Annotated in this window: 22 protein-coding genes; 8 read left to right on the top strand and 14 right to left on the bottom strand. The window is 64.4% G+C overall.

Annotation, left to right across the window (positions count from 1 at the left end; genetic code table 11):
* Window positions 1–29 precede the first annotated feature (29 nt).
* Window positions 30–1028, bottom strand: a complete 999-nt coding sequence (locus ATC00_RS14260) for a LacI family DNA-binding transcriptional regulator (RefSeq protein ID WP_173827775.1) — start codon at window positions 1026–1028, stop codon at window positions 30–32.
* 124 nt (window positions 1029–1152) lie between these two features.
* Between ATC00_RS14260 and ATC00_RS14255 the strand changes: the two genes are divergently transcribed.
* From ATC00_RS14255 to ATC00_RS14245, 3 genes are all read left to right on the top strand, one after another.
* Window positions 1153–2067, top strand: coding sequence for a sugar phosphate isomerase/epimerase family protein (locus tag ATC00_RS14255; protein WP_064253281.1), 915 nt, complete (start codon window positions 1153–1155; stop codon window positions 2065–2067).
* A gap of 30 nt (window positions 2068–2097) precedes the next feature.
* Window positions 2098–3021, top strand: a complete 924-nt coding sequence (locus ATC00_RS14250; RefSeq protein ID WP_064253280.1) for a TIM barrel protein — start codon at window positions 2098–2100, stop codon at window positions 3019–3021.
* Window positions 3022–3092: 71 nt separating this feature from the next.
* Window positions 3093–4256 carry a Gfo/Idh/MocA family protein gene (locus ATC00_RS14245; RefSeq protein WP_064253279.1) on the top strand — a complete coding sequence of 388 codons (1164 nt, stop codon included), beginning with the start codon at window positions 3093–3095 and terminating at the stop codon, window positions 4254–4256.
* 115 nt (window positions 4257–4371) lie between these two features.
* Here the strand turns inward: ATC00_RS14245 and repB are convergent, their stop codons facing one another.
* The 3 genes from repB to ATC00_RS14230 form a co-directional block, all read right to left on the bottom strand.
* A complete protein-coding gene (repB, locus tag ATC00_RS14240; protein ID WP_064253278.1) occupies window positions 4372–5430 on the bottom strand; it encodes a plasmid partitioning protein RepB in 1059 nt (352 codons plus the stop codon).
* Window positions 5431–5433: 3 nt separating this feature from the next.
* Window positions 5434–6714 (bottom strand): plasmid partitioning protein RepA, encoded by a 1281-nt coding sequence (repA, locus tag ATC00_RS14235; protein ID WP_064253454.1) that lies wholly within the window; start codon window positions 6712–6714, stop codon window positions 5434–5436.
* Window positions 6715–6951: 237 nt separating this feature from the next.
* The gene (locus ATC00_RS14230) at window positions 6952–8232 is read right to left on the bottom strand and encodes an L-fuconate dehydratase (RefSeq protein ID WP_064253277.1); all 1281 of its coding nucleotides are present in this window, start codon (window positions 8230–8232) and stop codon (window positions 6952–6954) included.
* A 259-nt stretch (window positions 8233–8491) separates the two neighbouring features.
* Between ATC00_RS14230 and ATC00_RS14225 the strand changes: the two genes are divergently transcribed.
* From ATC00_RS14225 to ATC00_RS14205, 5 genes are read left to right on the top strand one after another with little or no spacing between them, the layout of a single operon-like run.
* Window positions 8492–9325 (top strand): metallophosphoesterase family protein, encoded by an 834-nt coding sequence (locus ATC00_RS14225; RefSeq protein WP_064253276.1) that lies wholly within the window; start codon window positions 8492–8494, stop codon window positions 9323–9325.
* The gene (locus ATC00_RS14220) at window positions 9322–10488 is read left to right on the top strand and encodes an ABC transporter ATP-binding protein (protein WP_064253275.1); all 1167 of its coding nucleotides are present in this window, start codon (window positions 9322–9324) and stop codon (window positions 10486–10488) included. Before ATC00_RS14225 ends, ATC00_RS14220 begins: the two co-directional genes overlap by 4 nt.
* Window positions 10481–11392 (top strand): carbohydrate ABC transporter permease, encoded by a 912-nt coding sequence (locus ATC00_RS14215; RefSeq protein WP_037383696.1) that lies wholly within the window; start codon window positions 10481–10483, stop codon window positions 11390–11392. Before ATC00_RS14220 ends, ATC00_RS14215 begins: the two co-directional genes overlap by 8 nt.
* The gene (locus tag ATC00_RS14210) at window positions 11389–12219 is read left to right on the top strand and encodes a carbohydrate ABC transporter permease (RefSeq protein WP_037383694.1); all 831 of its coding nucleotides are present in this window, start codon (window positions 11389–11391) and stop codon (window positions 12217–12219) included. The genes ATC00_RS14215 and ATC00_RS14210 overlap by 4 nt, the downstream gene beginning before the upstream one ends.
* A gap of 22 nt (window positions 12220–12241) precedes the next feature.
* A complete protein-coding gene (locus tag ATC00_RS14205) occupies window positions 12242–13507 on the top strand; it encodes an ABC transporter substrate-binding protein (RefSeq protein ID WP_064253274.1) in 1266 nt (421 codons plus the stop codon).
* A 107-nt stretch (window positions 13508–13614) separates the two neighbouring features.
* Here the strand turns inward: ATC00_RS14205 and ATC00_RS14200 are convergent, their stop codons facing one another.
* The 10 genes from ATC00_RS14200 to urtB all read right to left on the bottom strand — a co-directional run bounded on the left by ATC00_RS14200 (window position 13615) and on the right by urtB (window position 24886).
* Window positions 13615–14604, bottom strand: coding sequence for a substrate-binding domain-containing protein (locus ATC00_RS14200; RefSeq protein WP_064253273.1), 990 nt, complete (start codon window positions 14602–14604; stop codon window positions 13615–13617).
* Window positions 14605–14690: 86 nt separating this feature from the next.
* Window positions 14691–15683, bottom strand: a complete 993-nt coding sequence (locus tag ATC00_RS14195; RefSeq protein WP_064253272.1) for an ABC transporter permease — start codon at window positions 15681–15683, stop codon at window positions 14691–14693.
* Window positions 15680–16660 carry an ABC transporter permease gene (locus ATC00_RS14190; protein WP_064253271.1) on the bottom strand — a complete coding sequence of 327 codons (981 nt, stop codon included), beginning with the start codon at window positions 16658–16660 and terminating at the stop codon, window positions 15680–15682. The genes ATC00_RS14195 and ATC00_RS14190 overlap by 4 nt, the downstream gene beginning before the upstream one ends.
* On the bottom strand, window positions 16657–18201 hold the full coding sequence (locus tag ATC00_RS14185; RefSeq protein WP_064253270.1) for a sugar ABC transporter ATP-binding protein: 1545 nt from the start codon (window positions 18199–18201) through the stop codon (window positions 16657–16659). The genes ATC00_RS14190 and ATC00_RS14185 overlap by 4 nt, the downstream gene beginning before the upstream one ends.
* Before the next feature lie 79 nt (window positions 18202–18280).
* The gene (locus tag ATC00_RS14180) at window positions 18281–19405 is read right to left on the bottom strand and encodes a sugar ABC transporter substrate-binding protein (RefSeq protein ID WP_064253269.1); all 1125 of its coding nucleotides are present in this window, start codon (window positions 19403–19405) and stop codon (window positions 18281–18283) included.
* Between the two features lie 355 nt (window positions 19406–19760).
* Window positions 19761–20153 carry a BRA0787 family protein gene (locus tag ATC00_RS14175; RefSeq protein WP_037383675.1) on the bottom strand — a complete coding sequence of 131 codons (393 nt, stop codon included), beginning with the start codon at window positions 20151–20153 and terminating at the stop codon, window positions 19761–19763.
* Between the two features lie 491 nt (window positions 20154–20644).
* Entirely contained in the window at window positions 20645–21340 is a 696-nt protein-coding gene (urtE, locus tag ATC00_RS14170) for an urea ABC transporter ATP-binding subunit UrtE (RefSeq protein ID WP_064253268.1), read from the bottom strand.
* A 17-nt stretch (window positions 21341–21357) separates the two neighbouring features.
* Window positions 21358–22110 carry an urea ABC transporter ATP-binding protein UrtD gene (urtD, locus tag ATC00_RS14165; RefSeq protein ID WP_037383669.1) on the bottom strand — a complete coding sequence of 251 codons (753 nt, stop codon included), beginning with the start codon at window positions 22108–22110 and terminating at the stop codon, window positions 21358–21360.
* 5 nt (window positions 22111–22115) lie between these two features.
* Window positions 22116–23273 carry an urea ABC transporter permease subunit UrtC gene (gene urtC, locus ATC00_RS14160; protein WP_064253267.1) on the bottom strand — a complete coding sequence of 386 codons (1158 nt, stop codon included), beginning with the start codon at window positions 23271–23273 and terminating at the stop codon, window positions 22116–22118.
* Window positions 23270–24886 (bottom strand): urea ABC transporter permease subunit UrtB, encoded by a 1617-nt coding sequence (gene urtB / locus ATC00_RS14155; protein ID WP_161951909.1) that lies wholly within the window; start codon window positions 24884–24886, stop codon window positions 23270–23272. Before urtB ends, urtC begins: the two co-directional genes overlap by 4 nt.
* Window positions 24887–24940 lie beyond the last annotated feature (54 nt).

The following is a 24940-nucleotide window of genomic DNA, read 5'->3' as shown; positions in this document are numbered from 1 at the left end:
CCCTTGCGCAGAGGCTCGCCCGGAAACCGTCAGACGTTCTCCGGCGTGATCGTCAGAAATCGTACCGGCTCGGGGCTCACCTCGACATTGATCAGGCCAAGCGACCGCAATGTCAGGTCGATCGCGCGGCGCGCCTGGATTTCCGGCGCCTGGTCGAGGACGATCGACATGATCCCCTCGCGAAGAGCGCCGCGCGATTGTCCGGAGAGCTCGTGACCGACCCAGAAGATGCGGCGCGACGCATGCTCCTTCAGCACCGCGGCGACGGAGCGGTTGTCGCCGCCGGCGGTGTAGAGGCCGATGATCCCCGGATCCTTGCGGAGCGCCCCGCGCAGGAGCTCCATCGAGTTGAAGTCGTCGTCGTAATCGAACATCACCTGCGTGAAGAGGTGGTCGCCAGGGTGGTTGGCGAGATAGGCGGAAAAGCCGCGGATGCGTTCCTTGTGATTCTCGTAGGCGCCGCTGTGGCAGAGCGCCACGAAGGACCCCGAGCGTTCGGCAAGCATCCTTGACATGTAATAGGCGGCAGTCCGCCCCGCCGCGTAATTGTCGATGCCGACATAAGGGAGCTCCGGCACTGGTCGGGTCATGATCTGCACCACGGGCGTGCCCTGGCGCGCCGCCGCCCTTACGCTCTTCACCACCTCCGGGTGGTCCGGCGCCACGACGATGAGCGCCGAACGGCGGACCGCCGGATTGGCGATGTGGTGAGCGAATTCGACCGGGTCGTTCTCGCGCGCGAAGGTGCGGTGAACCGTGACGCTCTTGTCAAGCAGGGCGGCGATCCGCTCGAAGGCCTGGTTCATGCGCGAGTAGAAGCTCGTCTCGGGGCGAACCAGGATAACCTCGATCCGGATCAGCCCGCGATGCGCCTCCGGCATCTTATGCCGATAGTCCAGTTTTCGGACCGCGAGGAACACCCGCTCGACCGTTTCCGGACGAACCCCGCCGCGATCGTTGACGACGCGCTCGACCGTCGCCGTGCCAACGCGCGCCTCCCGGGCCACATCCTTCAGGGTCACTTTCACCAATGAGCTTGCTCCCGGGAAATTCTCTCCGGTTCAGCATCCAGGAATGATCAAATTTGATCAAGGAAGATTTAGAGGGATGCGGTGGTGCTCGGTATCCTTTGCGCATCAAGGAGGAGCACACATGAAGATCGCACTCGACCCCTATATGCATCGCCACCTCGGTCTCAACGAACTGTGCCGCAAGGCGGCGGAGCTCGGCTACCACCATATCGAGCTGTCGCCGCGCGACGATTTCCTTCCCTGGTGGGTGCGGCCGCGCGCGCACAAGGAGCGGATCGCCGAGTTCAAGTCGGCGCTGAAGGATCACGGCGTGCAACTCGCCTCGATCCTGCCGATGTATCGTTGGGCGAGCCCGCACGAGGACGAGCGCCAGGCGGCGGTGCGTTACTGGAAGGAAGCGATCGAGATCGCCACCGAGATGGGCTGCGACACGATGAACTCCGAATTCGGCCGCGGCCCCTCGCCGGACCGCAGCCATCGCTCCAACTGCTGCGGCGGCATGCACACGCACGAGCACAGCGAGGCGGCCTGGTGGCGCTCGATGGAAGAGCTCGTGCCGGTCTTCGAGAAAGAAGGCCTGACGCTCAACATGGAGCCGCATCCGGAGGACTGGTGCGAGACGCTGCATCCGGCGATCGACATGCTGAGAACAATCGGCTCGAAGAACGTCAAATTCCTCTATTGCGCCCCGCACACTTTCTATTTCGGCGACGACATGGCGAAGATGATCCGCGATGCCGGGCCGCTGATCGCCCATGTCCATGTCGCCGACACCTATAACCACAAGGCATCTTCGGGGCTTCGCTACATCATCAATCCGCCCGGTGCCAAGGTGACGATCCACCAGCACATGGACATGTATCAGGGCGAGATCAACTGGGACGTCTTCTTCTCCTCGCTCGCCGAGGTCGGCTTCGACGGCATCGTCACCGCCTGCGTCTTCGGCTGGGAGGACCGCGCCGACGAGTCGGGCCGCTTCATGCGCGCGGAGATCCAGAAATACGTCGACAAATACTGGCCGGGCAAGACAGCGTAAGCCATACCTTACCTAATCAGGACAACATTCGTGACCATTACCATTACGACGGCCCCCTGCTGCTGGGGCGTGGACGACGTCAAGAATCCAAATCTGCCCGCCTGGGAGCGGGTCTTCGACGAGGCGGCCGCCGCCGGCTATGGCGGTCTCGAGCTCGGCCCCTACGGCTATGTGCCGCTCGAGTCCGCACAGGTCGCCACGGCGCTCGCCGACCGCAACCTCTTCATCGTTGCCGGGACGATCTTCGACGATCTTGTCTCGCCCGCCAACGGCGAAAATCTGTTGCGTCAGACCGACGAGATCTGCGCCGTCATCACCCGGCTGCCGCAGCCGGAGCAGGTCCCCGGCCAGCGCTTCCGGACGCCCTATCTCACTGTCATGGACTGGGGGCATGACAAACGCGATTTTGCCGCCGGCCATTCCGACCGGGCGCCGCGGCTCTCCGATCCGGATTGGGCAGGCATGGTCGCCAACATCAAGGCGATCGCCGAACTGGCGAGGAGCAAATACGGCGTGCGCTCCGTCGTCCATCCGCATGCCGGCGGCTATATCGAGTTCGCCGACGAGATCGAGCGGATCTCGAGCGACGTGCCGGCGGAGCTTGCCGGCTTCTGCATCGACACCGGCCACAGCTATTACGCCGGCATGGACCCGGTCGAGACGCTGAAGCGCTACGCCGATCGGCTCGATTACGTCCACTTCAAGGACATCGACGAGAGGGTCTTCCGCCGCGTCCTTGGCGAAAGGATCCGCTTCTTCGAGGCCTGCGCCCAAGGGGTGATGTGCCCGATCGGCCGCGGCGTCATCGACTATCCGGCGGTCAAGCAAGCCCTCGAGGAGATCGGCTATCACGGCTTCATCACCGTCGAACAGGAACGCGACCCCTTGAGCGTCGCCGGCAGCCTCGCGGACGTGAAGGAAAGCCGCGATTACCTGCGATCTGTCGGATTTTAGGTGCGATTGAGGGCAGAGGGGGGTGAAACGGGCACCAGCGAAAAGCGACACCAGCATTCAGGAACAAAGCAATGTCAGTGAAGAAGAAAAACACGATCCGCTGGGGCATGGTCGGCGGCGGGCGCGGCAGCCAGATCGGCTACATCCATCGCTCGGCGGCGCTCCGGGACGACACCTTCGAACTCGTCGCCGGCGCCTTCGACATCGACCCACAGCGCGGCCGCGCATTCGGCATCGATCTGGGACTGGACGAGGCCCGGAGCTACCCAGACTACGGCACGATGTTTGCCGAGGAACAGAAGCGTGCCGACGGCATCGAGGCGGTGTCGATCGCCACCCCGAACAACACCCATTTTTCGATCTGCAAGGCGGCGCTCGAGCATGGCCTGCATGTGGTCTGCGAAAAGCCGCTCTGCTTCACCGTCGAGGAAGCGAAGGAACTCAAGGCGCTCGCCGAGGCGCGCGGGCTGATCGTCGGCGTCACCTATGGCTATGCCGGCCACCAGATGATCGAGCAGGCGCGCGCCATGGTGATGAACGGCGACCTCGGCGAGATCCGCATCGTCAACCTGCAGTTCGCCCACGGCTTCCACAGCGCGCCCGTCGAGGAACAGAACCCGTCGACCCGCTGGCGGGTCGATCCGAAATTCGCCGGCCCGAGCTATGTGCTCGGCGATGTCGGCACGCATCCGCTCTATATTTCCGAAGTGGTCCTGCCGCACCTGAAGATCAGGCGGCTGATGTGCGTCCGCCAGAGTTTCGTCAAAAGCCGCGCTCCGCTCGAGGACAATGCGGTGACCCTGATGGAATACGACAACGGCGCCATCGCCAATGTCTGGTCGAGTGCCGTCAATGCCGGCTCGATGCATGGCCAGAAGGTCCGGATCGTCGGCTCGAAGGCGAGCATCGAATGGTGGGACGAGCGCCCCAACCAGCTTTCCTACGAGATCCAGGGCGAGCCGGTCCGCATCCTCGAACGCGGCATGGACTATCTCTACCCGCAAGCCCGCCTCGACGACCGCATCGGCGGCGGCCACCCGGAGGGCCTGTTCGAGGCCTGGGCCAATCTCTACCGGCGCTTCGCGCTGGCGATCAACGGCAACCGCGGGCTGGCGCCCGAGGGCATCGAGGATCTGGTGTTCCCCGGAGTTGACGCTGGCCTGGAGGGCGTGCGCTGGGTGGAGAACTGCATCCGCTCGGCCGATGCCGGCGGATTGTGGGTGGATTACGAGTAGGTGAATGGCCGAGCGGCTATCTCCCGGATTTGCCACCATCCCGCTGCCGCGACCGTGTTCCCTCGCCCCGCATGCGGGGAGAGGGCTAGGGTGAGGGGCATGGCCACCCTCTTCGCTACGAGTTCTGGTTCTTCACAAAGCTCGCATGCCATTTCGCCAGCATCGACACAGCCTCCCTGAGGAAAGCCGGATGGGTGCCCGGAAGAAACTCGATCTTCGGCGCTTTCCCATCAAGCCTAAGCCGCGCGAAAACCCGGCCTGCCTCGTCCTTCAGTTCCTCCGGCTTTTCCGGCTCCGGCTTGTCGCTCTCAGACAGGCAGTTAAAGACGAGCTGGAAGCGCTGGTCGGTATCGACCGAACGGAAGCGTGGCGAACCTATCTCCGCGTCGGCGAGTTCCCTTGCCTCGCCCCGTTCCAGCAACGTGCCGATCGACATCCAGCGCTCGCGGCCGGCCTTGGGGGCCGGGCCGATGGCGCGGGCGAGTTCGTGCGGCACGCTGTCGGCCACCTGCAGCAGGCGCGACAGTTCGCTCTTCTGCACGGCAAGCGCGTCGCCGATCACCTTGCGGTCGAAGCCGCGGGCGGCGAGGGCGGCGGCGAAAAGCGCGCGCTCGATGAAGGAGAGGTTGCGCCGCTCGGCATTTTCCTTGCCCTGGGCCAGCACCAACTCGTCATCCGTCAGCGGCCGGACGATCGCCTTTACCTGCAGTTTGAGCCGGCGCACGGCCTTCAGGCGACGGTGGCCGTAGGCGGTCTGGTAGTGCCCCTGTTTTTCCGGATGCGGACGCACGAGGATCGGCGATTGCTGGCCGTTCTCGCGGATGCTCTCGACGAGAGCGAGGAAATCCGGATCATCGACCTCGCCGTCGGTCAGCCGGTCCTCGATGAAGGAGGCCTCGACGAGGGCCGGATCGAGCGCCACGATGCGCTCGCCCTGGGTCAGCGCTTCGCGGAGCACCCGCGCCTCTTCCGCCTCGCGGGTGATGCTGCCGAGCGAAAGGCCCATAGCCTTGACGGCGCCGGACGCGGCGCGCGGGGCGGTGGGCTGGGTGTTGACAGGTGTCAACTCACCCGCCCCGGTCGGCGTCTGCTCGGTCGCGGCCTGCGGCGTAGCAGCGGGCGTACCGCCCATGAACAGCGCCCGCAATTCGTTCTTCCGGTTGTTGCCAGCCATGATCTAGCGCCCCCAAGCCGCGTGGATGAGGGCCTCGATCTCGCCATTGACGGCGTTCAGCGATTCAATCGCCCGGTCATAGGTGGCGCGGGTGAAGTTCTCGCGGCCGACCTCGTAGAGCGTCTGCTTCGTCAGGCCCGCATCCGAGATCGCCGTCGATTTCACCATCGCCGAGGTCAGCACCCGCTCGCCGAAGAGCGAGCGCATGAAGCCGACGATCTGTGCCTGCGGCCCGTCATTCGGCTCGAAGCGGGTGACGAGATAGCGCAGGAAATCGAAATTGAGCTCCCCGCCCGCCTCCCGCACGACGCTGAGCAGATCCGAGGTCATGTAGAGGAACTGGTTCATCGAGGCGACGTCGAGCATCTGCGGATGCACGGTGACGATGACGGATGTGGAGGCGCAGAGCGCCGAAAGCGTCAGATAGCCGAGCTGCGGGGGGCAGTCGATGACGACGACGTCGTAGTCGTCGGCGACGCTGGCGAGCGCCGCCTGCACGCGGGCGAAGAACAGCGGCCCGGCATCGGCGCCGTTCTGCCGCGCGCTCAGCGCCTGCGGCGTCGTGTGCTCGAATTCCTGCAGTTCGAGATTGCCCGGCACCAGGTCGAGCCCGTCGAAATAGGTCTTGCGGATGATCTCCTTCAGCGGCCGCGCCTCGGCGTCGTAGCGGATCGCGCCATAGAGCGTGTCGTTGCCGGTGAGATCGAGCTCCGGCTGATAGCCGAACAGCGCCGAAAGCGAGGCCTGCGGGTCGAGGTCGACCGCCAACACCCGGTGGCCGGTCAAAGCGAGGTATTGCGCCAGATGGACCGACGAGGTCGTCTTGCCGGAGCCGCCCTTGAAATTGGTGACGGAGATCACCTGCAGATGCTCGCCGCGCGTTTCGTCGCGCCAGTTCACATAGCCGCGCGCCTTGGCGGCATTGCCCTTGGCGAGCGCCTGTTCGGCGAGATGCCGGCGCAGCGCATTGATGTCGGAGAGCGAGTAGGAGCGACGCCCGCCAATGCCGGTATCGGGCTGCGGCCCCTCGCCGGCGAGCGACAATTGCCGGAGATAGCCGTCGGAAACGCCGATCAGCTTGGCGGCCTCGCCGGAGGTGAAGCTCCGGAGCGTCTTCATTGCCGTCGGCGCGAACAGCCGGTCGCGCATCGCCTTCAGCTGTTCGGAAAGCGCCCGCGCATCGGCCGCGATCGCCTCGTCGGCGGGCCTGCGGGACCCGGCCGCGGCGGTCGCCGCCTTGTCGATTGCGCTTGCGGCGTCCACGGCCGATACCGTCATGTCCATCGTCGAAATCCCCTCGTGCCTTGCGCAATCGCGGCAAGCGAACAAATAATTCCCCTGCCGGCCGCACATATGCGCCAGCCGCATTTCCTAACAGAGCAATCGCTGAACTACGCTGAAATACGGAATATGCGGTCTGATCCGTTACAGAAATGATTCATCCTCTGATTCGCGTCAACCCCACTTCTGCCGCCGCTATAGCGCCGCGCGTCTCAGTTCGGTCCCGATCTAAGGACGCACTCAGTGGGCGCGGTAGGTATACGCATCGATCGATTGCGGCTTCATCTCGATCGAGAAGCCCGGCCGTTCGGGCGTCATATAGGCGGCATTCTTGATGACGCAGGGATCGATGAAATGCTCGTGCAGGTGGTCGACATATTCGATCACCCGGCCGTCTTTGGTGCCGGAGACGGCGGCATAGTCGATCATCGATAGATGCTGCACATATTCGCAAAGGCCCACGCCGCCGGCATGCGGCCAGACAGGCAACTGATACTTCGCCGCCATCAGCAGCACGGAAAGAACCTCGTTCAGGCCGCCGAGCCGGCAGGCGTCGACCTGCACGATGTCGATCGCGCCCTCGGCAATGAATTGCTTGAAGAGAATGCGGTTCTGGCACATTTCGCCGGTCGCCACTTTGATTGGCGCGATCGCCTCGCGGATCTTGCGGTGGCCGGCGACATCGTCGGGGCTGGTCGGTTCCTCGATGAAGAAGGGTTTGGCGAAGGCGAGCGCCTTCACCCAATCAATCGCCTCCTTGACCTCCCAGACCTGGTTGGCATCGATCATCAGGTAACGATCGGGACCGAGAACCTCGCGGGCGATGGTCAGCCGGCGGATGTCGTCGGCGCGGTCGCGCCCGACCTTCATCTTGACATGGTTGAAACCCTGGTCGACCGCCTCCTGCGCCAGCCGCCGGAGCTTCGCATCGTCGTAGCCGAGCCAGCCGGCGGACGTCGTGTAGCAGGGATAGCCCTCGCGCTCGAGTGTCGAGATGCGCTCTACCTTGCCGGGTTCTGCGCGCCTGAGGATGTCGATCGCTTCCTCGCGCGTCAGCACGTCCGTCAGGTAGCGGTAGTCGACGATGTCGGCGATCTCTTCCGACGACATCTCGGCGACGAGCCGCCAGACCGGCTTGCCGGCCTGCTTGGCGATCAGGTCCCATAGGGCATTGACGATCGCTCCGGTCGCTAGATGGATCGCGCCCTTCTCCGGCCCGATCCAGCGCAACTGGCTGTCACCGGTCAGATGCCGCCAGAAGCGGCCCGGCTGGCTGCGAATGGTCTCGATATCCTGGCCAATGACAAGGTGGCGCATGGCCCTGATCGCCATGCAGCAGATGTCGTTGCCGCGGCCGATGGTGAAGGTGAGGCCGTGGCCGGCAAGCCCCGGCTGGTCCGTGTCGAGGATGACATAGGCGGCCGAATAGTCAGGGTCCGGATTCATCGCGTCCGACCCATCAAGGCTTTGCGAGGTCGGAAAGCGCAGGTCGAAGACGCGGAGATCGACGATGCGGGTCATGGCAGTCTCCTGAAGTGGGTCAGCCACCGTTTGAATGCGCCCGGATGATATCACCGCACGTCAGCGACATGAATTCTCCAGAGCTTCCGGCCGCCTTCGGCCGAAGATTGAAGCTTTCATGGAGAAACTGAAAAACAACTGAGAAGGCCTGTTACCAAACTGACATGGCAGCCGCCTAATGAGTGCGCCACGCGGCGCTGAGCGGGACGGACTACCTCCGGCACGGCGCATCTGCAATCCGGTGCCGGAGGCCAATCCCATGAAGATCGTCCAGATCAGCGACACCCATCTCAGCCCCTCCAAGACCCATTTCAACGACAATTGGGAACCTGTTGCCCGCTGGATCGAAACGGTCGGCGCCGACCTCGTCGTTCACACGGGCGACCTCACCATCGACGGTGCAGACCAGGAGGAAGACATCGTCTTCTCGATGGAGCTGATGCGAAAGCTGTCGGTGCCGGTATTGATCGTCCCCGGCAATCACGATGTCGGCCACCTGCCCGGTTCTGACCAGCCGGTCGATGCCGCGCGGCTCGACCGCTGGCGAAGGCTCGTCGGGCCCGACTACTGGGTGTCCGATCACGGCAATTGGCGGCTGATCGGCCTCAACAGCCTGCTTCTTGGCTACGGGGACGAGGAAGAGGAGCGGCAGTTCCAATGGCTGGAGCAGACGCTGGCCACGCGAGCCGATCGCCGGGTCGCGATCTTCGCGCACAAGCCGCTCTTCGTCGACGAACCCTTGGAGGGCGACACGGGCTACTGGAGCGTCAAGCCGCAGCAGCGCCAGCGTCTCTACGAACTGATGGCGGAGAACGACGTCGCACTTCATGCAAGCGGTCACCTGCACTGGGCCTGGCGGGGCCAGCATGCGGGCACCGACCTCCTCTGGGCGCCGCCGACCTCCTTCATCGTCGACACGCTGGAGCGCGAAATGCCGGGCGAGCGGCTCGTCGGCGCAGTCCTCCATCACCTCGAAGGAAGCATCGACAGCGAAATCGTCGCAATCCCCGGACTGACCCGTTACGTCATCGATCCCGTGATCGAGGAGATTTACCCTCGCCACGCCAGGAAGCTTGCGGAGGCGGCGCAATGAGCGTGCTGTCGCTTCGCACCATCACCAAATCCTTTGCCGGCAACGCGATCCTCAAGGGCGTCAGCCTGGAGGCCGACGAGGGCGAGTTCATCGCACTCGTCGGCCCATCCGGCTGCGGCAAGAGCACGTTGCTCCGCATCGTCGCGGGATTGGACAATGCTGATGGCGGCGACATCGTCATCGGCGGCCGCGAGGTCTCGTCGGTCGCTGCCGCCGATCGCAACGTCGCCATGGTGTTCCAGTCCTACGCGCTTTATCCGCATCTGACTGCCGGGCAGAACATCGCCGTGCCGCTCGCCATGCGGCGCCTGACGGCCGCCCAACGCTTTCCGTTCATCGGCAACCTCCTTCCCGGGCAACGGCAGATCCGCGCCGATATCCAGCGGCAGGTCCGGGAAATGGCGACGTCGCTCAGGATTGACCATCTGCTCGACCGCAAGCCGGGCCAGATGTCGGGCGGACAGCGCCAGCGCGTCGCGCTCGCCCGTGCCATGGTCCGCCATCCGAGCGTCTTCCTGATGGACGAGCCGCTCTCCAATCTCGACGCGAACCTGCGCGTCCACGCCCGCGGCGAGATCGTCGAATTGCACCGCCGCGCCAGCGTGCCGACGCTCTACGTCACGCACGACCAGTCCGAGGCGCTGTCGATGGCCGACCGCGTCGCGGTGATGATCGGCGGCACGCTGCTGCAGCTCGCACCGCCGCAGGAGATCTACGACGATCCGGCCCATATCGAGGTCGCGCGCTTCCTCGGCCAACCGCGCATCAACGTCTTGGAGACGCGGATGGATGCGTCCGGCAGTGTGCGCTTCGGCGCCCTGACGCTCGCTGCGCAAAATACGCCACCGAGCGAGACCCCGGTCCTGATCGGCGTGCGGCCTGAGTTCGTCCGCCTGAGCCCGAGAACGGACGGCATCCTCAAGGCCCGGGTCGAGCGCACCGAATTCCTGGGCTCCGAGGTCATCGTCCATGCAAGGCTCGACGCGATCGGAGAAGCGATCGTCGCCAAGGTCGCCCCAGTTGAGGCCGCGACGCTCTCGGAAGGTCTGCCGGTATCCGTCGAGATCGAGCCCGATCGCGTGATGCTCTTTGCGACGACCGGAGAGCGGCTGCGGGCGCAAACGATCGCCGTAGCCTCGATGCTGGAGAAGGCCCATGGCTAGCGTCACGATCGACAGGCCGATTGCCCTTGCCGACTGGCGCGAAGGACGGGTCGCCTGGCTGCTCGCCACGCCGGCGATCGTGCTGCTGTTCCTGTTCATCCTGCTCCCGACGCTTGCGGTTATCGTTCTCGGATTCACCGATTTCGAGCTCGGCTATGGCGGCTTCCGCTTCGTCGGCTTCGCGAATTACGCCGAACTGATCGGCGACAGGACCTTTCGCCGTTCGCTCTGGAACACTGCGGTCTACACGGCGGTCGTAACGCCGGTCTCGATCGCGCTGGCACTCGCGATCGCGCTTTTGATCGAAGCCGAGACGCGAGCCAAAGCCTTTTTCCGCACGGTCTATTTCCTGCCCGTCGCCTCGCTTCTGGTCGCCATGGCAACGGTCTGGCAGTTCCTGTTTCACCCGACTATCGGGCCGATCAACACCTTCCTCGCTTCCTTCGGCATTGCCGGCCCGAATTGGCTCGGCGCCTCCGGCACCGTACTCTACGGGCTTGCGATCATCGGCATCTGGCAGTCGGTCGGCTTCAACATGGTGCTGTTCCTCGCCGGACTCACGGCAATTCCGCGCGAGCTCTATGCGGCGGCCGAGGTGGATGGCGCCAGGTCCTGGCTGGACCGCTTCCGGCTCGTCACCTGGCCGATGCTCGGACCGACGACGCTCTTCGTCACGACGATCAGCATCATCAATTCCGTCAAGGTGTTCGAGACGGTGAAGACGCTCACCGAAGGCGGGCCGAACAAGGCCTCCGAAGTGCTGCTCTTCACGATCTACCAGGAGGGCTTCGTCTATCTCCGGGTCGGCTATGCCTCGGCGATGACCGTCGTCTTCCTCGCGATCCTCGTCGTCCTGATGTTCCTCCAGTACCGCATCGTCGATAGGAAGGTCCATTACGCATGACCCGCCTTTCTCTCGGCCGCGTCCTGCGGCTCAGCCTCCTGTCGCTCGGCGCACTGATCTTTCTCGCGCCCTACCTCTTCATGATCTCCACCGCGGGCAAGGCACAGAGCGAAATCTTTTCCTCCTCGCTCGCGCTGATCCCTGAGCAATGGTCCTATGTCGAGAACTTCACCAAGGCGCTGTCGCGCGTCTCGATGCCGACGCTGCTTTGGAACGGCGTCGTCGTCTGCGCACTGATCTTCATTGTCCAGGTCGTCGTCGCCATCCCCTGCGCCTATGCCATGGCGAAGCTCAAGTTCCGCGCCGCGCGGCTGATGATGGTGCTGGTGATGCTGGGGCTGCTGGTGCCGATCCACGCGACCGCGCTGCCGCTCTATGTCGCCTTCGACCGGCTTTCCGTGCTCAACAGCTACATGGCGCTCGTCGCACCCTTCTCGATCTCGGTCTTCGCGATCTTCCTGTTCCTGCAATTCTTCCGGGCGCTTCCCGACGACCTGATCCACGCGGCGCGCCTCGACGGCATGTCGGAGACGGGCATCGTCGCGCGCGTCGTCGTGCCGAATGCCTGGCCGGCGATCACCGCCTTCGCGATCTTTTCGGTGGTCGCCCACTGGAACGACCTGTTCTGGCCGCTGGTGGTCGTCACTAACCAGGAATACGCCACCCCGCCGCTCGGCCTTCTCTACTTCCGCGCCGCCGAAGCCGGCGACGACTACGGCGCACTGATGGCCGCCACGCTGATCATCACCCTTCCCCTCGTCGCCGCCTTCCTGATTGCACAGAAGCGCTTCGTCGAGGGCATCACCATGACCGGTCTCAAGGGCTGACCGGTTAAACCAGGAGAGCGTCATGAAACATTTCAGGCAACTTCTCGCCGCCGCGGCGGTGTCGATGACCTTTGCCGTTCCGGCCGAAGCCGAAACGGTGTTGACGGTGCATTATCCGATGCCCGGCTTCTTCAAGGACGTGATGGACACGATCTCGAAGAAGTTCATGGAGGAAAATCCGGAGATCAGGATCACCTTCGCCAATCCTTCCGCAACGTACGAGGAAGGCATCCAGACGATCATGCGCCAGGCGGGCACGGCCGAGATGCCCGACGTCACCTTCATCGGCCTCAACCGCCTGCGGATGGTCAACGAGCGCGACATCCCGGTCGACCTCGGCCCGTTCATCGCGAAGGACGGCAACATGGCCGAGCAGGGTTTCTCGGAGAACATCCTGAAGCTCGCCCAGGTTAACGGCAAGCAGGTCGGCCTCGCCTTCGCCACCTCCAACCCGATCATGTACTACAACGCCGATCTCGTCCGCAAAGCCGGCGGCGACCCGGAGAACCCGCCGAAGACCTGGGACGAGGTGATCGCGCTCGGCGGCAAGATCAAGGCGCTCGGCGACGGCGTCGAAGGCATCGATTTCCGCTGGCAGGGCGACGACTGGATGTTCTCCGCGCTGCTCTTCGGCGCCGGCGGACGGATGCTCGCCGAGGATGAGGCGACGGTCGCCTTCAACGGTCCGGAAGGGCAGAAGGCGATCGAGGTGCTCGACCGCATGGTCAAGGAAGGCGGCCTGCCGGTGCTCACCAAACAGGCTGGTGAACAAGCTTTCGTCGCCGGCAAGGTCGGCGTCGCCTTCCAGACGACCGGGGCACTCCGCAACACCATCAAGAATGTCGGCGGCAAGTTCGACCTGCGCACGGCGGCGATCCCGCTGATCGACCCGGTGAACGGCAAGCTGCCGACCGGCGGCAACGCCGTCGTCATTCTGACCCGCGACGCGGAGAAGCAGGAGGCCGCCTGGAAATTCGCCAAGTTCGCCGCCGGCCCCTATGGCGCCTCTGTCGTCGTTCCGGGCACCGGATACGTGCCGAACAACGAGCTCGCCGCGAAGTCGCCGGACTACCTTGCCAACTTCTACAAGGAAAACCCGCTGTTCCGCGCCGGCCTCGAACAGATGCCGCGGATGATCCCCTGGTATGCCTTCCCGGGCACGAACGGCGTCAAGGTTACCCAGACGATCGTCGAGAACCTGTCGCGCGTCGTCGAACAGTCGGCAACGCCTGAGGAAGCGCTGGACGATGCGGCGGCTGAAGTGGAGAGCCTGCTGCCGCGGAGCTGATGGGGCCGATAAGGGCAATTTGCCTCTCATTCGCCTGCCCTAACCTTCTCCCCGCGACGCGGGGAGAAGGTGAGCGGCAATCACCTCCTCCCGCACGCGCAAGTGCATCATCTCTCCTCACTCACCATCCGCACTGTTCCGCCCGGATAGAGCCTATGGTCGAGGCAGAGGTGCCGGCATTGCTGGGCGTTTTCGGCGATGTCGAGCAACAAGGCCGCGGCCGCGACGCCCATGTCACCATCCGGCATGGCCATGGTCGTCAGCGGCGGGTTCATCAGGCGACCGATGGCGATCCCGTCGAAGCCGGCGACCGAGACATCGGTCGGCACCGACAGCCCTTCGCGCCGCAGGGCCGCAATGACGCCCACGGCCAAGAGGTCGTTGGAGGCGATGATCGCCGTCGGCCGGTGCACTTCCGCGACGCCGGAAAGATCCAGATTTTCGTAGCCGTCGACGAAGGGAATCTCCATCGCGGGAAGCGGCGTATGGCCGGCCTCCTTCATTGCCGCACAATGGCCCTCGTAACGCAGGCGCGCGCGGTCCGAGGAGGCGAAATGGCCGGAAACGAATAGGATGCGGCGATGCCGGTGGGCGAGAATATGGCGGGTGATCTCGCAGCCGGCGCGGTAATTGTCGACGGTCACGGCGGCAGGGAAGCGGGGAACGGGGCGATTGTTGAGCAGAATCGTCGGCGGCAGCGCGGCCGAAAGCGCCTCGCTGGTCCCGGCATTGCAAAGCGTCAGGATCAGGCCTGTCGGCCGCTGCTCCAGCAGCGCCGCGACCGCCCGCGCTTCAGACGCGGGATCGTAGTTCGATTGAGCGATCAGGACACCGTGCCCGGCCGCCTGCAGGCGATGCTGGATCCCGGCAAGCGAGGCGGCGAAGACGGGATTGGTGACGCTCGGGACCAGCACGCCGACAACCGGCCTGTTGCGCGCGCCGCCGCCTCCTGGCGGCGGTCTGTAGCCGAGCTCGGCGGCGGCACGGCGGACGCGGCGCACCATTTCGTCGCTGACCGGCCCGTCACCCTTCAGGACGCGCGACACCGTCGCCAGCGAGCAGCCGGCGTGAAAGGCTATCTGTTGCAAGGTCACCATCGGCTCCGACTATCGCGCTTTCATGACAGCGGATTGAAGCACTGGGCGGGCGGCTCGGGGACAGGCAGGCCCAGGAAATCCGGGCCTCAGCGGCTCGGCGGCGCGCGACCGTAAAGCAGCAGCATCACGATGATGACGATGCCGTAGACGATCTGGCGACCGGCTTCCGGCATCTGCATGACCGAGAGGATGGACTGGAGCAGCGTAATCAGGATGACGCCGGCGACCGTGCCGACATACGAGCCGCGGCCACCGAGGATCGACGTGCCGCCGAGCACCACCGCGGCGATCGACGGCAGCAGGTAGGCGTCGCCCATCGCCTGCGCCGCCTTCGAGGCATAGCCGGCAAGCAGCACCCCGCCGAAGGCGCTCAAGCCGCCGGAGACGACGAAGGCGATCATGACGACGCGCCGCGTGCCGACGCCGGAGAGGAAGGCGGCCCGCTCGCTGTTGCCGATGCCGTAGACGGCGCGGCCGAAGGCCGTGCGGGTCAGCAGGAACACCATCGCCGCGCTGACGGCGATCCAGACCACGATGGCATTCGGGACGCCCGGCACGAGTGCGCCTGTCGCCAGCCAGCGGATGGCGTTCGACGCTGAATCCTGCGGCGAGAAGCCGCCGGTATAGACGACCATCAGCCCCTGAGCCACGACATTCGAGGCAAGCGTCACGATCATCGAAGGAATGCGTAGATAGGCGACGCCGATGCCGTTCAGGAGGCCGAAGGCCATGCCGGAGAGGACCCCCACCGGGATGGCGACGGAGGCGCCTGCATTTCCGAATCCGGCCGCGGCGCAAGCCATCATCGCGCCCGTCGTCATCACCCAGGGCACCGAAAGATCGATGTGGCCGAGCAGGATGACGATCATCATTCCGGCGGCCACCACCCCGAGGAACGACGCGACCTTGAGCTGCTGCAGCAGGTAATCGGGCGACAGGAAATTGCTTGAATAGAGGCTGCCGAGAAGAAGCAGCAGCAGAATGCAGCCGAAAGCGGTGAGGACGGCCGGGTCCACACGGCGAAGGAAGCCCGGCAGGCGCGCCTTGACGGACAAGCGGCTTTCGGACGTCTCGCTCATTGGAACCAGTCCAGACGGTTTCGCACACGCAGCAGCGCCAGCGAGCCGAGGCTGACGGCGACCATCAGGACAATACCCTGGAGAAGCGGCTGCCAGAGCGGATCGACATCGAAGGCAAACAGCATGTCGCCGGTGGTGCGCGCGGCAAATGCGCCGAAGATCGCCCCGACGGCGCTGCCGCGGCCTCCATAGAGCGACACGCCGCCGAGCACGACGGCGGCGATCGACCAGAGCGTATAGGCGCTGCCGCTCGCATAGGCTGCCTCGCCGGTATAGGTGAAAAAGGTCAGGAACAGGCCGCCCATTCCGGCGAGCAGTCCGCCGAGCAGATAGGCCGCGAACTTGCCGCGCCGGATCGGCACGCCCGACATGAAGGCGGCCGGCTCGGAAGAACCCGCCGCATAGGCGGCCCGCCCGGCGACCGACCGTCGGAACGGCAGCCAGACGAGCAGGACGACTGCCGCGAGCGCGACGAGACTAGACGGAACGACGCCGAAGAGCCGGCCGGTGAGCGCGTCGGCGAGATCCTCGTTGACGGAGCCGCCGGGGAAGGGCCGGAGCAGCAGTGCCAGGCCGAAATAGACGGCACCCGTCGCGATCGTCGCAACGATCGGCTGCAGGCGGCCGTAAATGACCAGTAGGCCGTTGATCGTCCCGCAGAGCATTCCGGTCGCCAGCACGGCCGCCACGCCAAGGCTCGTCGGCATGGCGCCGCCGACGACGATCCAGGAGGCGAGGCAGTTGGTGAGCACCAGGACCATGCCGACCGACAGGTCGATCCCGGCGGTGATCACCACCAGCGCCTGCGCCATGGCGACGAAGGCGAGTAGCACGCCCTTGTTGGCGGCCGTGTGCACGACATTGGCGGTGAAGCCGGCCGGGTGGTTGGCGACATAGACGGCGAACATCACCAGAAAGATGGCGAGCCCCGTCAGTGTGCCGCGCTGCTCGTTCAGCCAGTAGCGCCATTCTCTCATGCGGCCGTTCCCTTCTGCCCCGCCTCGACGTTGAGGGCGCTGGCGATCAAGGCCCGTTCGCTGATCGCGTCGCCTTCGAGCTCGCGGACGACGCGGCCGTCATAGAGAACCAGGACCCGGTCGCAGCAGCCGATCAACTCGTCATAGTCGGTCGAATAGAAGACGATCGCCGCACCGGCTTCTGCCAGCCGCCGCAGCAATTGGTAAAGCTCCTGTTTGGTGCCGACGTCGATGCCGCGCGTCGGATCGTTGAGCAATATGATCCGGGGTTGACGCATCAGCCATTTGGCGATCACAACCTTTTGCTGGTTACCGCCCGAAAGCGTTCCGACGGGCACGTCAAGGCCGGCGGTCTTGATTTCCAGCAGCCGCACCATGTCGTCGATCGACTGCTCCTCCTTCGTCCGATCGATAACTCCGCCGCGGGCAATGCGGTCGAGGGCCGCGAAGGACAGGTTCTCGCGGACCGTCATCGGCAGCATCAAGCCTTCCGTCTTGCGATCCTCCGGGATAAGCGCCATGGAGAGCGGCGGTTTTCGCGCCGCCGCCGGTCCGCTGATTGCCACCGGCGATCCGTCGACGAGCACCGAGCCGGTCGTGCCGCGCAGTACCCCGAAGAGCGCCAGGAGAAGCAGCCGTTGGCCCTGGCCCTCGAGCCCCCCGAGGCCGACGACCTCTCCCTCGCCCACCGAAAAGGAGATTTCGCGCAGCCGATCGCTCCAGCCAAGGTCACGGCATTCGAGCACGGGCGCACTTGCCAGCCTCGCCGACGCCTGGCGCGGCGGAAAGACGTTGCTGTATTCGCGCCCGATCATCATCTCGACGATCTCGCTATTGCTGCGGCTGCCCGCTGCAAAGCTCGCGACATTGCGGCCATTGCGGAAAACTGTGCAGGTATCGGCGAGTTCGGCGATCTCGTGCATGCGGTGCGAGATGTAGAGCAGCGCCAGACCTTCGTCCCGCAGCCGTTTCAGCACCGCAAAGACCTTGGCGACGTCGCCGGCGGTCAGCGCCGAGGTCGCCTCGTCGAGGATCAGCGCGCGCGGCCCGGAGGCGAGCGCCTTGGCGATCTCGACCATCTGCCGGCGCGACAACGGCAAATCCTTCACCGCCGCACGCGGGTGGATGTCCTCGGCTCCGGCCCGGGCGAGCGCTTCCTCCGCGAGCTTCCGTTGCGCACGCCGGTCGATCATACCGAAACGGCGGGGAGGATTGGCAAGGGCGATATTGTCGGCGACGCTCAAGTCCGGGATCAGCGACAGTTCCTGGAAGACACAGGCAATGCCGGCCGCCGCGGCTTCGGCGGGCGATCGAAAGGCCACCTCCCGGCCGTCGAGCAAGAGACGTCCTTCGTCCTGTGCGACCACGCCGGCCATGATCTTGATGAGCGTCGACTTGCCGGCGCCGTTCTCGCCGAGGATCGCATGGATTCGGCCTGGCACCACCTCGAGCCGGGCCTTCTCCAATGCGCGGACACCGCCGTAGCGCTTCGATACACCTTCCATTTGGAAGAGCGGCGGCGGAGTCTCGGCTGCGGTCATCAGGCGCCTCGGATTAGGGTTCGTTACGGGCATGCCGCGCACGCGAGGCGCGCGGCATTTTCGGTGCTGGAGGAAGAGCCTACTGGTTCTCCTTGGTCTGCCCCATGATCTCCTGAGCCGTGAAGTTGATGCCGCAGGTCGGGAAGGCGTTGCCGACGAAGAAATTGTCGGACTGATCAGGATAGAAGTCCTGGCCTTCCTTGAAGTTCGGATCCTCGACGATCGCCAGCGGCAGCTTGATCGATTGCGGCACCACTTGGCCCTCGAGCGCCGCGATCGCGGTCTTGATGGCGACAGCGACCTGGGCCGGACCGGTGCCCGCCGACGAGCACTTCAGACCCTCGCCGGCATGCTTGGCGCAGAACTTGCGGAAGCCGTTCTCCGTCTCGCCGCCGAAGGGCACGAAGGGATGTCCGGCATCGATCATCGCCTGCACCACGCCGGTATCGCCGCCCTGCGCGGTGATGCCGTCGAACTTCTTGTGCACGGCGATCGCGTCCGCCGTCGCCTTCTGGGCGGTCGGGTCGTCCCACTTGCCGATCACCTCGACGACGTCCCATTTCTTGCCGGTCGCCGCAAAGGTTTCATGAATGCCGTTGTGGCGGTCGGTGTCGACGGACGTGCCGGCGACGCCACGCACCTCGAGGATCTTGCCGCCTTCCGGAAGATGCTTGGCGAGCCAATTTGCCCAGAGCACGCCAAGACCCTTCTGGTCGACATTGACGTTGATCGCATCCTCGGTATCGAGAATGTTGTCGAAGGCGACGAGGACGATGCCGGCTTCCTTGGCACGCTTGATGACCGGGCCGAAGGCAGTCGGGTTCTGGGCATTGACGATGATCGCGTCATAGCCGGAATCGATGAAGTTGTTGATCGCCGAAATCTGCGCCGGCACGTCCTCGCCGGTCGAGACGACCTTGAATTCCTTGAGCTTGGCGGCAACGTCGGCCTGCGCGGCATAGGCCTTGGCCGTCTGGATCATCTGGATGCGCCAGGTATTGGCGATGAAGCCGTTGGCAAGCGCGATCCGATAGGGACCGTCCTTCTTCGGGAACTTGAAGAATTTAGTTTCGGCCGCCCATGGCGCGAAACAATCCGGTTCGGCCGCGGGGCCGCTGACGATTTCGGGTTCTGCGGCGGCGGTGGTCGATAGAAGTGAGAATGCAGCGGCCATGAGAATGCCGCTGACGTATGATGTGGTCATCGAATTCCCTCCCGTTAACATGCGGGACAGGGCATCGATCGGGCGCCGCCATCGATTTTGCCGCAGACATGTCTGCGGGCTGGAGCAGTGACCGTTGAACGAAGGCAGTCGAATTGCTCCAGAACACTGCGAAGCTTTTCGGTTTCGGTCGCCCGTTACCAAGTGCTTCAGAGGCCGATCCGGCACGACTTGTCGATACGCGAGTCCAGTGACGCCAGACAGGCTCCTCCCGGGGGCGTCCGGTGGAAATGGTAGCGCTACCAATATCTTGTGTAAAGCGGCGGCCTCGACAAGACGGGAGGGGCTGCCTTCGAAGCAGCGCCGCCCGTCGGCAACGCTGCTTCGAAGGTACGGTTCAACCCTGCTGGCCGGGGCGCAGGGGCTGGTTGAAACGGTCGGCAAAGGCCTCGATCGAACCACGGCCGAAACGTCTGACGCGTCGCTTGACGAGGACGGACATGACGCGAGCAGCGGTCGAGATGGTCATCTCGTCGAGCGGGCCGGAACCGCTCCAGGGCTTCGTCAGCCGGTCGGTGACGATGCCGAGCATGTTGGCGGGCATGATGTCAGTGCAGGGTCTCATCCAATCGAAAACGGCGCTGATCGGCACCACCTTGCCTTCAAAGGCAACGATCGGTTCGGGCATGTCTTCGTCCCAATCGTCATAGGCTTCGAGCGCATCCCGGAAGAGGGTCTGCAGCGTGATTGGGGCATGCCCTTCATAAAGGGCGGGCAGGAAATTCGTCATTAGGGTCTCCTCCGAGTGGTTAGGCCGGAAACGCGAAATGGCCAATTCTGTCAGCGGTAACGGTTTGTAATGCTCCTTCATAAAACGTGCAGCGGGAGTATGGTTCAAAGCACAGGAGCGCGCAAACACAATCGATTAAAACGGTGGATTTTTATTCGCGCCTCCGAGGCAAGAATTACTTAGCCTGAGCACAAGACGCTGATTTATTGGAATAGTTTGCCTGTGGAAAACCGCTCCAGCAGTCGCGTTAAATGGGAGTAGGCTAAGGTTTGGCGGACGCTTTTTTTACCTCATCCCTGTGCTTGTCACAGGGATCCAGTATCGCCGTGTCTGCGGCGCGGAAGAGTCTTTCAGCCCAAGGACTTGGGCTGGCTGGATTCCTGTGACAAGCACAGGAATGAGGATTCGAGGAGAAGCCCTGCAACGCGCTTCAGGTCTGTGCCTTTATGCATATATCCCGAACCCGCTGCACAAGTTTCAGGCGACATGCGCTAAACCGTCAGATGCCGACGTGCTTCCGGCGTGTCCAGCGTCTCCGCCGGGCCCCCATGGACGAATGCGCCGCGGTCCATGATGTAGACCCGGTCGGCAAGCTCGCGGCAGAAATCGAGATATTGCTCGACGAGTAGGATCGCCATGCCGGTCGAATCCCGCAAATATTTGATCGCCCGGCCGATGTCCTTGATGATCGACGGTTGGATGCCCTCGGTCGGCTCGTCGAGCACGAGGATCTTCGGACGGGTGACCAGCGCACGGGCGATGGCGAGCTGCTGCTGCTGGCCGCCGGAGAGGTCGCCGCCGCGCCGGCCGAGCATGGTCTGAAGCACCGGGAACAGGCTGAAGATGTCGTCCGGGATCGAGCGCTCCGCCCGCTGCAGCGGCGCATAGCCGGTCTCCAGATTTTCCTTCACCGTCAGCAGCGGAAAGATCTCGCGCCCCTGCGGCACGTAGCCGATCCCCTGCTTCGCCCGCCGGAAGGGCGCCAGTCCATCGAGCGGCGCGCCGTTGAAGGAGATCGCTCCCGAACTCACCGGATGCTGCCCGGTGATGGCCCGCAAGAGGCTCGACTTGCCGACGCCGTTGCGGCCGAGCACGCAGGTGATCTTGCCCATCTCGGCCTTGAACGAGACATTGCGAAGCGCCTGGGCAGCACCGTAATGCAGATTGACGTTTTCGACGCTCAACATGGTGTGCCTCTCACGCGTTACCGGCCGAGATAGTTCTCGATCACCTTCGGATCGTTGCTGACGAAATCGATCGAGCCTTCAGCCAGCACCGAGCCCTCGGCGAGGCAGGTGACCTTGACGCCGAGATCGCGGATGAAGCCCATGTCGTGCTCGACGACGACAACCGAACGGGTCTTGGCGATCTCCTTCAGGAGGATCGCCGTTTCCGCCGTCTCCGCATCGGTCATGCCGGCGACCGGCTCGTCGACGAGCAGCAGTTCCGGCTCCTGGGCGAGCAGCATGCCGATCTCAAGCCATTGCTTCTGGCCGTGCGACAGGCTGGCGGCGAGATCGTCGCGGCGGGCCGCTAGCCGGACCGTCGAAAGGATTTCCTCGATGCGCGTCTTGTCCTCGCCCGTCAGCCGGTAGAACAGCGTCGCGAAGACGCCGCGGCTGCGGTTCAGCGCCAGTTCCAAATTGTCCCAGACGGTGTGGCTCTCGAAGACGGTCGGCTTCTGGAATTTTCGCCCGATGCCGAGCTGGGCGATCTCCGCCTCGTCCCTCTTGGTGAGATCGATATCGCCCCTGAAGAAGACCTCGCCAACGTCCGGGCGGGTCTTGCCGGTGATAATGTCCATCATCGTCGTCTTGCCGGCGCCGTTCGGTCCGATTATGGCGCGCAGTTCCCCCGGCTCGACGATGAAAGAGAGCGAGTTCAGCGCCTTGAAGCCGTCGAAGGAGACGGAGACGCCGTCGAGATAGAGCAGGCTTTTCGGTTTCTTCTCGGTCATGGCGATCACTCCGCGGCCATCGGTTCGGCGAGGCCGGACTCGTTCTGAGTTCCGCTGGCGGCACGATGAGCGCGGCGCCGGGCAAGATAGTGCTGGGCCGTGCCGACCACGCCCTTCGGCAGGAACAGCGTGACGAGGACGAAGAGCCCGCCGAGCGCGAAGAGCCAGAATTCCGGGAAGGCGGCGGTGAAGATGCTCTTCCCGCCATTAACGAGGATGGCGCCGATGATCGGGCCGATCAGCGTGCCGCGGCCGCCGACCGCGGTCCAGATGACCACCTCGATCGAATTGCCGGGCTCGAACTCGCCCGGGTTGATGATGCCGACCTGCGGCACGTAGAGCGCGCCGGCGACACCAGCCATCATCGCCGAGACAGTGAACGCGAAGAGCTTCATGTGCTCGACCCGGTAGCCCAAGAAGCGGGTGCGGCTTTCCGCATCGCGCAGCGCCACCAGCACCTTGCCGAATTTCGAGCGTACGATGCCCGACGTCACAACCAGCGAGAGGGCGAGCGCCAGTGCCGAAGCAGCAAAGAGCGACGCGCGCGTGCCGTCCGCCTGGATGTTGAAGCCGAGAATGTCCTTGAAATCGGTGAGACCGTTGTTGCCGCCGAAGCCCATGTCGTTGCGGAAGAAGGCGAGCAGCAGCGCATAGGTCATCGCCTGGGTGATGATCGACAGATAGACGCCGTTGACGCGCGAGCGGAAGGCGAACCAGCCGAAGACGAAGGCCAGCAGCCCTGGCACGAGGACGACCATCAGCGCCGCGAACCAGAACATGTCGAAGCCGTGCCAGAACCAGGGCAGTTCCTTCCAGTTGAGGAACACCATGAAATCCGGCAGCAGCGGGTTGCCGTAGGAGCCGCGCGCGCCGATCTGGCGCATCAGATACATGCCCATGGCATAACCGCCGAGCGCGAAGAAGGCAGCGTGGCCGAGCGAGAGAATGCCGCAGAAGCCCCAGACGAGATCGAGCGCCAAGGCGAGCAGCGCATAGGTCAGGTATTTGCCGAGAAGCGAGACCAGATAGGTCGGCACGTGCAGCGGGTGGTCCGGCGCGGTCATGAGATTGAGCGCCGGGATGAGGAGGGCGAGCGCCAGCAGGATCGCCACGACGACGAGGATCGTGCGATCCAGCGATTTGATAAGAAACGAGGTGATCATGCTTCCACCGCCCGGCCCTTGAGTGCGAACAGCCCGCGCGGCCGTTTCTGGATGAAGAGGATGATCAGCACGAGCACGAGGATCTTGCCGAGCACGGCGCCGGCATAGGGCTCCAGGAACTTGTTGAGGATGCCGAGCGAGAAGGCGCCGACGAGCGTGCCCCAGAGATTGCCGACGCCGCCGAACACCACGACCATGAAGCTGTCGATGATGTAGCCTTGGCCGAGATTCGGCGAGACGTTGTCGATCTGCGAGAGCGCCACGCCCGCCATGCCGGCGATGCCGGAGCCGAGCGCGAAGGTCAGCGCATCGACCCATGGCGTGCGGATGCCCATGGAGGATGCCATGCGGCGGTTCTGCGTCACCGCCCGCATCTGCAGCCCCATCGGCGTCTTCTTCAGGAGGAAGAGCAGCGCAGCGAAAACGGCGAGCGCGAAGAGAATGATCCAGAGGCGGTTCCAGGTGATCGTCAGCCCGCCGAGCTCGAAGGCGCCGGACATCCAGGACGGGTTGCCGACCTCGCGATTGGTCGGGCCGAAGATCGTGCGTACCGACTGCTGCAGGATCAGCGAAATGCCCCAGGTGGCAAGCATCGTCTCGAGCGGCCGTCCATAGAGGAAGCGGATGACGCCACGTTCCATAGCAAGGCCGACGGCACCGGTGACGAGGAAGGCAAGCGGCAGGGCGATGGCCAGCGACCAGTCGAAGAGACCCGGATAGGAATTGCGCAAGACCTCCTGCACCAGGAAGGTCGTATAGGCGCCGAGCATCACCATCTCGCCATGCGCCATGTTGATGATGCCCATGACGCCGAAGGTGATCGCTAGGCCGATTGCCGCCAAAAGCAGCACCGAGCCGAGCGACAGCCCGTACCAGACGTTCTGGCCGGCCGCCCACAAGGCCTGGGTCTGCTCGATGCTGGCGAGCGCCGCTTCGATTTCAGGCTTCAGGGTCTCGTCTGCCGAGCCGAGCGCCGATGAAAGGATCGGAAGCGCCTCGCGGCCGCCCTTTTCCCTGAGCAGCCGCACCGCCTCCTTCTTCTCCTCGGCGGGTCGGTCGGAAATCAACAGCGTCGTGGCGCGCGCCTGTTCGAGCAGGGCGCGAACCTCGCCGTCCTTCTCGGCGGCGAGCGCGCTCTCGACGGCGCCGAGCGCCTCCGCGTTCGGAGACTGCAACACGGATTGCGCGGCCTTGAGGCGTGCCCCGCGGTCGGGGCTCAACAGCGTCAGGCTGCCGAGGGCGGTGCGCACCGCACGTCGCACGCCGTTGTTGACCTTGACCTTGGAAAGCGCCGTCTTCGGCGCCTCGCCGGCGCTTTCGCCGGTGACCGGGTCGGTGAGCGTCAGCGTCGAACCGCTCTCCTTCGTCAGGAACACCTGGCCGTCCGCCTTGCGGGCATAGAGATTGCCTTCGCCGAGCGCTTCGAGGATGGGAACGACCTTAGGATCGCCAGTCTTGGTGAGAGCAGCAATGTGCTCGTCCATGTCGGACAGCTTCGCCTGGCCGAGCGCGTTCACCAGAACGCGCAGTCCCTCTTCCGCCCGAAGCCCCAAATTCGGGACCGCGGTGAAGAGAACCAGGGCAAACAGCACGGTTTGCAGGATTCGGTACATTCGCCTCTCGCTTGGCATTTGCGGCAAGGGCCCCGTCCGACTGCACGCCATCGG

Origin of the sequence: Sinorhizobium americanum (assembly GCF_001651855.1) — a bacterium.
Taxonomy (GTDB): domain Bacteria; phylum Pseudomonadota; class Alphaproteobacteria; order Rhizobiales; family Rhizobiaceae; genus Sinorhizobium; species Sinorhizobium americanum.
This window is presented reverse-complemented; position numbering and strand designations above follow the sequence as displayed.

What these genes read in the sequence shown, in the direction of transcription:
- ATC00_RS14255 (WP_064253281.1), top strand. Translation starts at nt 1,153, where the DNA reads ATGAAGATCGCACTCGACCCCTATATGCATCGCCACCTCGGTCTCAAC.
- ATC00_RS14245 (WP_064253279.1), top strand. Translation starts at nt 3,093, where the DNA reads ATGTCAGTGAAGAAGAAAAACACGATCCGCTGGGGCATGGTCGGCGGC.
- repB (WP_064253278.1), bottom strand. Translation starts at nt 5,430, where the DNA reads ATGGCTGGCAACAACCGGAAGAACGAATTGCGGGCGCTGTTCATGGGC.
- repA (WP_064253454.1), bottom strand. Translation starts at nt 6,714, where the DNA reads ATGGACATGACGGTATCGGCCGTGGACGCCGCAAGCGCAATCGACAAG.
- ATC00_RS14230 (WP_064253277.1), bottom strand. Translation starts at nt 8,232, where the DNA reads ATGACCCGCATCGTCGATCTCCGCGTCTTCGACCTGCGCTTTCCGACC.
- ATC00_RS14225 (WP_064253276.1), top strand. Translation starts at nt 8,492, where the DNA reads ATGAAGATCGTCCAGATCAGCGACACCCATCTCAGCCCCTCCAAGACC.
- ATC00_RS14220 (WP_064253275.1), top strand. Translation starts at nt 9,322, where the DNA reads ATGAGCGTGCTGTCGCTTCGCACCATCACCAAATCCTTTGCCGGCAAC.
- ATC00_RS14215 (WP_037383696.1), top strand. Translation starts at nt 10,481, where the DNA reads ATGGCTAGCGTCACGATCGACAGGCCGATTGCCCTTGCCGACTGGCGC.
- ATC00_RS14210 (WP_037383694.1), top strand. Translation starts at nt 11,389, where the DNA reads ATGACCCGCCTTTCTCTCGGCCGCGTCCTGCGGCTCAGCCTCCTGTCG.
- ATC00_RS14205 (WP_064253274.1), top strand. Translation starts at nt 12,242, where the DNA reads ATGAAACATTTCAGGCAACTTCTCGCCGCCGCGGCGGTGTCGATGACC.
- ATC00_RS14200 (WP_064253273.1), bottom strand. Translation starts at nt 14,604, where the DNA reads ATGGTGACCTTGCAACAGATAGCCTTTCACGCCGGCTGCTCGCTGGCG.
- ATC00_RS14195 (WP_064253272.1), bottom strand. Translation starts at nt 15,683, where the DNA reads ATGAGCGAGACGTCCGAAAGCCGCTTGTCCGTCAAGGCGCGCCTGCCG.
- ATC00_RS14190 (WP_064253271.1), bottom strand. Translation starts at nt 16,660, where the DNA reads ATGAGAGAATGGCGCTACTGGCTGAACGAGCAGCGCGGCACACTGACG.
- ATC00_RS14185 (WP_064253270.1), bottom strand. Translation starts at nt 18,201, where the DNA reads ATGACCGCAGCCGAGACTCCGCCGCCGCTCTTCCAAATGGAAGGTGTA.
- ATC00_RS14180 (WP_064253269.1), bottom strand. Translation starts at nt 19,405, where the DNA reads ATGACCACATCATACGTCAGCGGCATTCTCATGGCCGCTGCATTCTCA.
- ATC00_RS14175 (WP_037383675.1), bottom strand. Translation starts at nt 20,153, where the DNA reads ATGACGAATTTCCTGCCCGCCCTTTATGAAGGGCATGCCCCAATCACG.
- urtE (WP_064253268.1), bottom strand. Translation starts at nt 21,340, where the DNA reads ATGTTGAGCGTCGAAAACGTCAATCTGCATTACGGTGCTGCCCAGGCG.
- urtD (WP_037383669.1), bottom strand. Translation starts at nt 22,110, where the DNA reads ATGACCGAGAAGAAACCGAAAAGCCTGCTCTATCTCGACGGCGTCTCC.
- urtC (WP_064253267.1), bottom strand. Translation starts at nt 23,273, where the DNA reads ATGATCACCTCGTTTCTTATCAAATCGCTGGATCGCACGATCCTCGTC.
- urtB (WP_161951909.1), bottom strand. Translation starts at nt 24,886, where the DNA reads ATGTACCGAATCCTGCAAACCGTGCTGTTTGCCCTGGTTCTCTTCACC.